The sequence below is a fragment of the Thalassoglobus sp. JC818 genome (assembly GCF_040717535.1).
In the GTDB taxonomy this organism is placed as follows: domain Bacteria; phylum Planctomycetota; class Planctomycetia; order Planctomycetales; family Planctomycetaceae; genus Thalassoglobus.
In genome coordinates this window covers 252920-263987 of the sequence record NZ_JBFEFI010000003.1, presented here as the reverse complement: position 1 = coordinate 263987, position 11068 = coordinate 252920, and the positions used below count along the sequence as shown (strand labels likewise).

Annotated in this window: 10 protein-coding genes and 1 tRNA gene; 8 read left to right on the top strand and 3 right to left on the bottom strand. The window is 53.0% G+C overall.

Annotation, left to right across the window (positions count from 1 at the left end):
• Positions 1-127 precede the first annotated feature (127 nt).
• Complete coding sequence (gene ispH / locus AB1L42_RS08940; protein ID WP_367053494.1) at positions 128-1066, bottom strand: 4-hydroxy-3-methylbut-2-enyl diphosphate reductase; 939 nt, start codon at positions 1064-1066, stop codon at positions 128-130.
• A 266-nt stretch (positions 1067-1332) separates the two neighbouring features.
• On the opposite strand from ispH, the gene AB1L42_RS08935 reads away from it, so the two are divergent.
• Positions 1333-2043, top strand: a complete 711-nt coding sequence (locus tag AB1L42_RS08935) for a DUF1080 domain-containing protein (RefSeq protein WP_367053492.1) — start codon at positions 1333-1335, stop codon at positions 2041-2043.
• Between the two features lie 19 nt (positions 2044-2062).
• On the opposite strand, the gene AB1L42_RS08930 is transcribed toward AB1L42_RS08935, so the two are convergent.
• Positions 2063-3400: a hypothetical protein gene (locus AB1L42_RS08930; RefSeq protein ID WP_367053490.1), complete on the bottom strand. Its 1338-nt coding sequence runs from the start codon at positions 3398-3400 to the stop codon at positions 2063-2065.
• A gap of 320 nt (positions 3401-3720) precedes the next feature.
• Here AB1L42_RS08930 and purB point away from each other — a divergent pair, with 320 nt between their 5' ends.
• The 3 genes from purB to AB1L42_RS08915 all read left to right on the top strand — a co-directional run bounded on the left by purB (position 3721) and on the right by AB1L42_RS08915 (position 6976).
• Positions 3721-5154, top strand: a complete 1434-nt coding sequence (gene purB, locus AB1L42_RS08925; RefSeq protein ID WP_367053488.1) for an adenylosuccinate lyase — start codon at positions 3721-3723, stop codon at positions 5152-5154.
• 154 nt (positions 5155-5308) lie between these two features.
• Positions 5309-6787: a DUF1570 domain-containing protein gene (locus AB1L42_RS08920; protein WP_367053486.1), complete on the top strand. Its 1479-nt coding sequence runs from the start codon at positions 5309-5311 to the stop codon at positions 6785-6787.
• Positions 6788-6902: 115 nt separating this feature from the next.
• Positions 6903-6976: transfer RNA gene (locus AB1L42_RS08915), tRNA-Met, on the top strand.
• Between the two features lie 203 nt (positions 6977-7179).
• Here AB1L42_RS08915 and AB1L42_RS08910 read toward each other — a convergent pair.
• Positions 7180-7623 (bottom strand): hypothetical protein, encoded by a 444-nt coding sequence (locus tag AB1L42_RS08910; RefSeq protein WP_367053484.1) that lies wholly within the window; start codon positions 7621-7623, stop codon positions 7180-7182.
• A 49-nt stretch (positions 7624-7672) separates the two neighbouring features.
• On the opposite strand from AB1L42_RS08910, the gene AB1L42_RS08905 reads away from it, so the two are divergent.
• The 4 genes from AB1L42_RS08905 (at position 7673) to AB1L42_RS08890 (ending at position 10594) form a co-directional block, all read left to right on the top strand.
• Positions 7673-8149, top strand: a complete 477-nt coding sequence (locus AB1L42_RS08905; RefSeq protein WP_367053482.1) for a DUF2924 domain-containing protein — start codon at positions 7673-7675, stop codon at positions 8147-8149.
• Entirely contained in the window at positions 8146-9705 is a 1560-nt protein-coding gene (locus AB1L42_RS08900; RefSeq protein WP_367053479.1) for a recombinase family protein, read from the top strand. The genes AB1L42_RS08905 and AB1L42_RS08900 overlap by 4 nt, the downstream gene beginning before the upstream one ends.
• Positions 9702-10085, top strand: a complete 384-nt coding sequence (locus AB1L42_RS08895; RefSeq protein ID WP_367053477.1) for a hypothetical protein — start codon at positions 9702-9704, stop codon at positions 10083-10085. Before AB1L42_RS08900 ends, AB1L42_RS08895 begins: the two co-directional genes overlap by 4 nt.
• Before the next feature lie 296 nt (positions 10086-10381).
• The gene (locus AB1L42_RS08890; protein WP_367053475.1) at positions 10382-10594 is read left to right on the top strand and encodes a hypothetical protein; all 213 of its coding nucleotides are present in this window, start codon (positions 10382-10384) and stop codon (positions 10592-10594) included.
• The last annotated feature ends 474 nt before the right edge of the window (positions 10595-11068 follow it).

Here is an 11068-nt window from a genome sequence, read left to right as displayed (position 1 = left end):
AGGAAAGTGATCGATCAAAGCTCGCTGCGAGCGAGATCAGCACTTCCAAGACAACTCCCAAGCGACAGTCAAGAGCTTCTCATAGATCAACAGGAGCCAACAACGAACGAATTCGAAAATTGAGACACTAAATCATCGACTGAAGTCGTCGAAGCTCTTTAGGAAGCTGGAAGGTGACGCTCTCTTCGCGAGTCGTAATTTCCTCGACTTCCGCACCGTAGTTGTCGACCAGATAGGTCAAACAATCCTGGACCACAACCTCTGGAGCACTCGCTCCGGCGGTGATCAGCACGTTTTCGACTCCTTCAAACCATTCCGCTCGCAATTCGGCTTTTCCATCGATCAGATGAGAAGGCGTTCCCTCGGCCAGCCCGATTTCCATCAATCGGCGGCTGTTGGAGCTGTTCTGACTTCCCAGCACGATGACAAGATCGACCTGCTCGACAAGCTGTCGCACAGCATGTTGTCGATTCGTTGTCGCATAGCAGATGTCTTCTTTGGGTGGAGACTCGATGCTCGGGTACTTCTCTTTGAGCGCTTTGATGACGACGCCAGCTTCTTCGACACTCAATGTGGTCTGAGTCAGATAGACGATCTTGTCTTCATCTTTGAAAGGAAGTTCCTGCACTTCTTCAGGAGTCTCGATGAGAGTAATACTCTCGGGAGCTTCTCCCATTGTCCCGATCACTTCGTCATGTCCTTCATGACCGATCAAGATGATGTTGTAGTGTGCCTTGGCGTATTTCACTGCTTCCAGATGCACCTTCGTAACGAGCGGACAAGTGGCATCGATCGTCCGCAAATCGCGTTGACGGGCTTTGTCGCGAATCTCCGGCGAAACGCCGTGCGCACTGTAAAGCAAAATGGCTCCCTCAGGGACGGATTCGATTTCGTCAACAAAGGTCACGCCCTGCTGCGTGAAACGATCCACGACGTATCGGTTGTGAACAATCTCGTGGTAGACGAAAATGTCCGGACCAAAAGCTTTGATGCATTCATCAAGGCACTCGATTGCCATGTTGACACCCGCACAAAAGCCACGGGGATTCGCCAGCAGGATCTTCATGGAGATGCTTTCCGAAACGTAATTTCAATTCGACTTATTGTTGACTGAGCCCGGTGTAAAACCGAAGTTTACTCTGGAAGATCACATGGAATCCAGTGCGAAGCTTTCAATGTCTCGCAGGAACAATGCAATCGCCGAAGAGTACTATTGCCACAGAGTTCTTCCAGACGGAACCCGCCAGCTTGCAATCACCTCCCGCCACAGCACAAGCGCTCGACTCACACTCTTACGCACTTTTCTCTGCCAACTGAGAAAACGGAGCAACTATGCATCAAACAAAACTGATCGCATTCCTTTTAAGCGCCCTCTGCTGTCACAGCTATGCATTTGCACAAACTGAGACCACGACGCCTTTTTCAACAGAGTCCGAAGAAGGATTCGTCTCGCTTTTCGACAGCGAAAGCCTAAACGGATGGCAAGGTGCGAAGAATGTTTATTACGTGGAGGATGGCTTACTTCACTCCGTTCCCGACCAATCGGGAAACCTCGAAACCATTAACGACTACAGTGACTTTGTGTTGCGTTTCGAATTTCGCCTGACATCCGGTGCGAACAATGGAATCGGCTTGCGAGTTCCACCCGGTCAACACGCTGCGACGCAAGGCATGGAAATACAACTCATCGACGATTCCAACGACTTCGCTAAAAAGCTGAAACCCTATCAGACACACGGTTCCGTATACGGGCTGATCCCCGCGAAACAGGGATTCCTGAAACCTGTCGGAGAATGGAACGAACAGGAAATCCGGTGTGTTGGTTCGCGAGTTACCATCATCACCAACGGGATGATCGTCGTGGATGGAGACGTGAAGAAAGCCTACGCCGCAGGCCCCCTCGACGACCGTGAGCACCCCGGCATCGAACGACACTCCGGACGAATTGCTCTGCTCGGACACAAGTCCGAAGTCGCATTTCGAAACATCCGCGTCAAAGAACTCACTTCGACAGAAAACGAAGCTGAACCAATCGGTGAGTGACTCTTCCCGCTGTGGAGATCTACTTCATTTGAGATCGGCACCAGTCGATCATCTTCATCTCATCGTCGATGTAGACATTCGAAACTTCCAGGGATCCCTGCTCTCGTCGAATGAAGCCAGACTCAGTCTTCCCCGGCAGGCGAATCACCGACTCGTCTCCGACGGCAAAAATCCCATTACGGTAATGACGAATCGATCCATCCGGGGGAATTTCTGCGACTTCGAGGACTCCAATCTCCTGGCGTTCTCCGTCGACATCAATGTAAATGGCCCCATTTTCTTCGATCTGTAAGTCTGAGGACTCATCGGGAAGGATCACCTCAGGATGAAGAAAATAAGTCTTGTCCGGGTCGCGAATCACCAACCGTCGATGTTCATCGAGCCCGAATTGTCCGCGACGTGTCAGATACATCTGGTCGTCGGAGTCTTTCAGCACGAACAGACCGGGGCCGTTGATGCGAACGTCAAATCGGCTACCGGTCAATTTCCTCAAACCTTGGGAGAAGTCGTAACTCTCCACGAGGGAAATCGTGTCTTCCATTCCATTGGTTGAAACTTCCACAAATCTCGGCATCACCCGGCAATAGCCAAACGTCGACGAGAGAAGACAATTCCGCCGATGAATCTCGATCGCCGCCTGCAAAACATCGTTGAGCGAGCCCGTTTCAGAAGCGGGGTTCGCAACTGGCTCCGAAGCATCAACAACGGGTGCTTGCAGCATCGCATCCAACTCATCTCCCCCGAGACCCGGAATCGGGGTTCCGACCATTTTCCACATTCTCAGAACGCCCGTCGCATCTTCGACGGACATTTCCTGAAGCGATTCAAACCAGATTTCTCGTTGCGACTCGGGCAGATCAGGCAATTCTTCCTTGATCATATTCCGTAGCTGAGTGTCTTTTTCGGCATCGGGCGGATTCGATTCCAAAGGAGTCGCTTCGGGAATCGCCAGCGGCTGAGGCGCAGAGCTTTCTGGCTGAAACTGCACACCGATCGTTGCATCCCGATCAGAAACAACGTCCATTTCCGAAGTCGTCATCGCGATGGCATTGGCCAACGGGGAACATTGTTCCTCAAGTTCGCCGATCGACTCAGATACGAAAACGCTTGTAGCTGGCGGAGTCGAAATCTGCGGGATCGAATGCTCTTCGTTCTCAAGCGGCTCAAGCATGTAGTACGGGTCTCCGGCCGCAGGAGGCCCCAGATCGTACGACATCCCCAGGGGAAGCGATTCTTGCACCTTGATCGCGGGCTTAGGTTGCCCCGGATCGTTCCAAAGCGTGAAGTGTCCGAGAACGAACCCAATCACGATGCCGAACACCGTACCGGAAAGAAATGTCGCCTGGTGGGTGCTCATGACGGCCTCCTTGCTGCCACGAGAGGGTGAAAATGGGTAATCTATGTGATCCGAAGATCAACCAAGACAGATTTCCGGCACGTCGCCGGAGCAAATTCTCGCTCAGTCTTGGTTTCGAGCGGTCTGAGACCGTAAGTCATTCGGGAAAATACCGCAAGATGAGAGATTTACAGCGGAATCAAATCTCGGTCGGTTGACCTTTTTCGCAGTGATCGGGAGCATTCTGGATCACTCACAACATCTTTGATGCCCCCATCCCGAAAGTCAGAGAACCAATTTCAGACTGGGAACTTACTGTCTCGTCGGGGAAGGAATTGCGCATGTCACAGCACGAACTCTACCAGAATCCACTGAACACCCGTTACGCCTCCGCAGCGATGAGCGGAATCTGGTCAGCGCAAACAAAGCACAGCACCTGGCGAAAACTGTGGATTGCATTGGCCGAAGCCCAACAGGAACTCGGTCTGGAAATCACAGACACACAACTCGCTGAGTTGAAGCAACATGTCGACAACATCGATTTCGAAGCTGCCGCGCGATACGAAAAACAATTTCGCCACGACGTGATGGCTCACGTTCACGCTTACAAGGACGTCTGCCCGACCGCCGGCGGTATTCTGCATCTTGGAGCGACGTCGTGTTTTGTGACCGACAATTCCGAACTAATCCAGATTCGGTCGAGCCTCGAGCTGATTCGCAAACGGCTCGTCCGAGTCATCGATGCTCTGGCCACGTTCTGCAATGAGTACCGCGATCTGCCGTGTCTCGGCCTGACACATCTTCAACCGGCACAGCCAACGACGGTTGGAAAACGGGCCACTCTCTGGTGTCAGGATCTCGTTCTTGACCTCGAAGAAGTGGAACATCGGCTTGAGACTCTCAAGTTTCGCGGAGTGAAAGGCACCACCGGAACACAAGCGACGTTCCTGGCTCTTTTCAACGGCGATCACGCCAAGGTCCGCCAGCTCGATGCACTGGTCTCACAAAAAATGGGATTCCAGTCGACTTACGCAGTCACCGGTCAGACTTACTCTAGAAAAGTCGACGCCCAGGTCCTCTCCTCACTCTCAGGAATCGGACAATCTGCTCATAAAGCCGGAAGTGACTTGAGATTGCTGCAAAGCTGGAAAGAAGTCGAAGAGCCCAAAGAAGACAAGCAAATCGGCTCGTCCGCGATGGCTTACAAATTCAACCCGATGCGTTCTGAACGAATCTGCGCTCTGTCGCGATTCGCCATCAGCCTGACTGCGAATGGAGATCAAACCGCAGCTGTCCAATGGATGGAACGAACACTCGACGACAGTGCCAACCGCAGACTTTCGCTCCCGCAGGCATTTCTCGCAATCGATGCGGTCCTGATCCTCTATCAGAACGTGGCAGAAGGACTGCGTGTTTATCCGAAAGTGATCGCTCGCCGCTTGAACGAAGTGTTGCCGTTCATGGCGACTGAAGAAATTCTCATGGCAGGCGTCAAAGCTGGCGGAGACCGTCAGGAACTCCACGAACAAATTCGCATCCACAGCGTCGAATCTGATCGACAAGTCAAAGAGTTCGGAAATGAACACGATTTGATCGCACGACTGGAAAAAGACCAGCTGTTCGCCAACATCGACCTTTCCGCAACTCTCGACGCTCGTCGATACATTGGGCGCGCCCCAGAACAGGTCGACGAGTTCATCTCCGAAATCATCACACCAATCAGAAGCAAATACGCCAGCGATCTTGGAGAGCAAGCTGAAGAGCTTAAGGTCTAAGACCTGCACTCTGAATTCCGGTCTCTTCCACCTGGCTGCCTGCAATCTGTTCGCGAATTGCAGCTCATCGGCCTGCGCTGGTTGAGTTCCGTAAGCTATTTGAATTAGATTAAAATCGACCGATTCGATCCTTCACGAAGAGACAGTCGATTCTATGTTGCGAGCCAGCCCTCTCTCCTTCTTGTTCATCGTCGTGATGACATTCCCAGCTCTCTCAGACACGATCACTTATCGTGATGAGGACGGGAAGGAAGTCACGATCGAAGCCAGAATCGCGGGCGAAGGCTTGGGATTTCAAGCGTTCGAACGACGAGATGGACAGATTCAAATTGTCCCGAATGCAGCAGTAACCGCTCGAGAGCCAACCGACCCACCTGCTCCAATCGACGAGGAAGGAATGGTCGAACTCTTCCAGGAACATTTCGGAACCGACCTCGTTCGAACAGATATCGACAAGAATTTCGTTGTCGCTCTCATCCTCAGCTCGCCCATTGAACGCTCATCAGAATCCCAGGCGAGCGGCTTCCTCCGCAAAGCCAGTTCGTTCATGAGACGTGTCGACGCAACATTTCTCCGCTACGCCCGCTCAAAACGCATTTCGGTTCACGATCCAAAATTCCCGATGGTGCTGCTGATTTTCGAATCCGATGACGACTTCAACTCCTACGCTGAAGAAGCGACCGGCGGGCGAGGACTCTCTGCAGAAAACATTCTCGGATTCTATTCGCCCATCACCAACTGGCTCGCTGTCCGAATGAGCAGTTGTGACACATTCGAAGTTCCGCTGCACGAAGCCATTCACCTGCAAATGTACAACCGAGTTTTCCAACGACTCGCCCCCATTCCGAAGTGGTTCGATGAAGGGATCGCCACCGGCTTTGAAGGCAACGGGGACCGCATCAACATCTCTCCCTCAAAGGTCAACAGTCGATATGCCCGGCAAGCGATGACACGCTCCGGCCAAGTCTCCTGGGAATCGGTGATTCGCGACGACGGTGCCTTCACAGCAGACATTCTCGCCGGAGAAGCTTACACCATGGCCTGGTGCATGCACTGGATGTTGGCGACACGTCATGAAGACGAGTATCGAGACTATGTCGAAGAACTGAGCCAGCGAAAGACGCTTGGCGAGTTGGATTCCGACGAACGAATCGGCCGGTTTGAAGAGATCTTTCATGTCTCAGTCGACGAACTGCAGCAAAGCTTCCCCAAATCACTCCAACTGGCAGCCAAGGTTCAAAAAATCAAACTCGAACAGCCTCGCCGGGACGGAATCGGCACCCGGACTCAATCACTCGGACAGGTCGAAATGCAAGCGGTCGCCACATCGAACGCAGGAACCGCTATCGAAGCTTCAGGAACGCTCAAAAATCTTTCTCCACTGAGAACCATGACGTTCTACGTCACGATGGAAACCTCAGGCGGCACATACGCAGACTGGCTGATCCCGAGCGTCGCCCCCAGCCGCTCGATCCAGCTTCCGAGACAACGAGCAGCTAAGCTGTTTCGACCGAACGTCCAACTTCCCCCCGGTTCCTATCAGGTCTTCATCCGATCCGTTCCAGCTGACAGCCGTGAATCACAAGTCTGGGAGTCCGGCCAACTCCCCGGACCACGTTTGGGAGGCGACTGATTTTCATTCACGCCGACCAAAAAGCACCGCCGCCCCAATTCCAAGAAGATTTCACAAATTTCTACGGAAAACTGGGTCGACATTCTGAAAACGACCGATAGTATTCCTCACATGACGCGGGGTGGAGCAGCCCGGTAGCTCGCGAGGCTCATAACCTCGAGGTCGTCGGTTCGAATCCGGCCCCCGCCACTAAAGCCCCAAGGTAGCAAGTTTTGCGACCGTGGGGTTTTCTTTTGCGCTCAACCAGAGACACGCAACTCGATCCCCAATCTCCGCAACAGTTTGCGTTGCTCCGCGTATCCTCAAAGTGTCTCTGCCGAATTAATAGAGACAACTCAGTCACCGACGATTCGTTTCAAGGCTCCTCTTTTGCACCGAAAGTCTCTCTTCACTCACAGAGACAAAGCGTTTGGGTTATCAGCTCGTTCGGTTCGACATGCATGATTCGGGTTTTCGAATTCCCCTCCGAAATACTCCGACTGCCCGGTGATGAGAACAGCGGACAACGGAGACTTTTTCTGCATAAGTAATAAGAGAGGCGATGGCATTGGGTCATCGTCGATCTTACCTCTCGCTGAGCACCGGGAACTTAATGCAGGAACAATCTTCTCACCAGAACCTCCGCGACCTTGTCGCCATTCTTGCCGACGGAGTTCGCCGTCACAGCAGGCTCTCAAAACGCTGTGACTCTCGCAGTCCCAAATCCTCTTCCGAATCCGGTGGCACATGCCTTGAGGTTCTCCACCAAACAAGGCCCAGTGTGACTGTTGCCCAAGAGCTTTCAGCCCGCGATCAACCGTAGCTGTGCTTCGCGTCTGAAGACCCGCCAACCACATGGTCGTATTCATCGCGACCGGAGAACACTTTGAGACTGAGAGGATTGCCATGAACATTGAGAACGAACTCGCTGCGCTGCAGCAACTCACCACGGACGAACTTCGTAATCGCTACGCCGAGGTCTTCGGAGAGCCACCCCGTTCCCGTCACAAAGCCTATCTCATCCGCAAGGTTGGCTGGCGGTTGCAGGCAATCGCAGAAGGCGACCTCAGTCAACGGGCTCGAAGACGGGCCGAAGAGCTGGCGGTCGAAGCCGAAGTGAGAACAACTCCACCGAGAGACGATCAGCCGATGATTTCGGCTACAAAATCCGTGAAGAGCGCTCTGCAGTCCGATCCCAGACTCCCTTCGCCGGGAACGTCCATCACCAAGAAGTACAAGGGTCAGACTTTGGAAGTTCGCGTGTTGCAGAGCGGATTCGAGTACGACGGAGAGCGGTTCAAGACGTTGTCGGCGGTCGCCAAAGCAATCACCGGGTCACACTGCAACGGGTTCCGGTTCTTCAAGCTGGGAGGAGCGACATGAGCCGTACACAGACTTCCAACTCTCAGATCCGCTGCGCAATCTACTGCCGCAAGTCGACCGAAGATGGCCTCGACGTCGAGTTCAACTCCCTCGACGCTCAGCGTGAAGCAGGTGAAGCATTTGTTGCCAGCCAGAAGCATGAAGGCTGGGTTTGTGTCCCAGATCAATACCACGATGGAGGATTCTCCGGTGGCAACATGGACCGGCCGGGATTGAGACGACTCCTGATGGACATCGAAGCGGGACAGGTCGACTGCGTCGTGGTCTACAAGGTCGATCGGCTGAGCCGCTCTCTGATGGACTTTGCCCGGATGATGGAGACGTTCGAAAAACACGATGTCTCGTTGGTTTCGGTGACCCAACAGTTTAACACGTCCCATTCGATGGGCCGGCTGACACTCAATGTATTGCTCTCATTTGCTCAATTCGAACGCGAGATTATTGGCGAGCGGATTCGGGACAAGATCGCCGCTCAACGAAGACGTGGCAAATGGACCGGAGGAATCCCCGTCCTCGGGTACGACGTGGATCGTTCTCAACCGAGTCCGAAGTTGAGAGTCAACGCTGAGGAAGCCGCCCGTGCTCGGGAGATCTTCGAGATGTACCTCAAATTGGGCTCGCTGCTCTCCGTCGTCGTCGAACTGAAACAGCTCGGCTGGAGAAACAAAGCATGGATGACCAGAAAAGGTCGACCGAAGGGGGACGGAGAGTTCGACAAAGGCAGCTTGCACGCACTTCTGACCAATCCCATTTATATCGGAAAGATTCGGCACAAGTCCGAACTCTACGCAGGGGAACACGAATCAATCATCAGCGAAGACCTGTTTCGGAGCGTCCAACAGCAGCTGCAACGCAACGGACGAACCGGTGGGGTCGAGGTTCGCAACAAACACGGCGCCCTGCTGAAGGGGTTGTTGGTCTGCAAAGCCTGCGAGCGATCGATGACGCACACGTTCACCGGCAAGGGAACCAAACGCTATCGATACTACACCTGCACGCAGGTCCTCAAAAACGGACGCAGAAGTTGCCCGACACGTTCGCTACCCGCCGCACAGATCGAAGAGGTCGTGGTCGAACAGTTCCGAGAAATGACGACCGACTCCACCCTGCGTTCAAAAGTGCGGCTGCAGGCACTCGAAGACGCGATGACTGAGATCAAACGCTTGCGAAAGGACCGGGATCAGCTTCGGCAGCAATGTGCCTGGTACCACACAGAACTCAATCGATTGACAGTTGCTCCTGATGCCAATACCGACAACAGCTCACTCGTCGCCGACCTGCACGATCGGATCGCCAAGACCGCTCGACAGATTTCTGAACTCGACCAATGGATATTAGAGGTCGATCAGGAACAGCTGACGTCAGAGGACGTGGAAGCCGCGTTCGCAGATTTTGCAGGGCTCTGGGACACACTCAGTCCACGAGAACAGGCACGATCCCTCGCTCTCGCGGTGAAACGAGTTGAGTTCGATTCGACAGACAGCAGCGTCGAGATCGAGTTCCACACAGAGGCGTTCCACTCCCTCACAAAGAGTAAGACAACGGAGACCCCATGATCAAAGTGAAGCGGAAAGTCCAGTTCAGAGACAACAGACGAGGTCGACGCCGTCAGGACAGCCGAGACCAAATCGACGTTCCCAGCGGTAGAATCCCCCGGATCTCGCGACTGATGGCACTGGCAATCAAATTCGATGGTCTCATCACGACTGGCATCATTACAGACCAGTCCGAACTCGCCCGCCTTGCTCACGTCACGCAGCCGCGTATGACCCAGATCATGAACCTCCTGAACCTTGCACCGGACATTCAGGAAGAGCTGCTGTTTCTTCCCCGAGTGACCAGCGGCCGCGATCCGATCCACGAGAGGATGCTGAGACCAATGACTGCTCAAGCCTCGTGGAAGAAACAACGGAAGATGTGGTCAGAACTCTCATAGAACGACTGACAGCGTGCATCACCATGATGGAGAAAAGTGAACGAGTAACTAGCCACCATTAATCTCTCTGAAACTACGCTTGCCGATCTCCAAGTCCGAATGGTCCGCGCTGGCGACATCTGTTCAGCCCCATCGCGCAGGAATGTCAATCTCATCGATCAACACGGTTATTCAGAAGCAGTCTTCCAGTAGGACTTCGAAAAGCGAACTTCCCGCCTACCAGCCTTTTGTGCCAGCACACCTAAGGTTTGGAATTCCAAACCTTAGGTCGAGCAGACGCTGACGACTCTGCTGCAGTGCGAGGGAATACGAACTCGACAATTTACCCTGTCCTCGCTGCTATCCCTGAAACTCCGGTCATCGCACAGGGAGCAAAACTGAAAGGAACCGGGATGATGTCCACACTGATCACAATTGATCAAAACGAAACGAAACGAAAGCTGAAAGCTTACCGATCGCGAATGCATAAGGATGCCGCGGAGGAGTACACACTTCTGATCGAGATTTAAGAGGCAGCGGCCTAAGGAAATCCTCTGGGCAATGAAGGAATGGCAGGATCTTTCTCAAACCATGACTCCGCCTGGCGATCCATATTTACTTAAACAGATTTCGGGAGAATCCTGCGCCGAGCTAGCCGAATGGAACCTGACGGAACTCCAGAAGGCCGTCATGGATGTGGTACGGAATCGATAGTCCTCAATCGGTAGAAATCTTCAGTTTGAATAGTGGCACTACTTGCTCATGTCAGTCCACCTGAAAAACATTGGTTTAGGTTTTGTGAACAGTGTATCAATTTGTATCTCCATTCAATGTGACCGGAGGTATGTCGAAACTTGCAGTTTCCGTTTCGGTAAAAATGACTGAAGCAAGTTGGAGAATTGCGCACCTAGCTAGGGTATGTTCACTTCTATGACTTTCGACGTCACTCTCCGATACCAATAGATTTCTGTTCGTCAAACTCTCTAATCCAAAGATTAAAATCG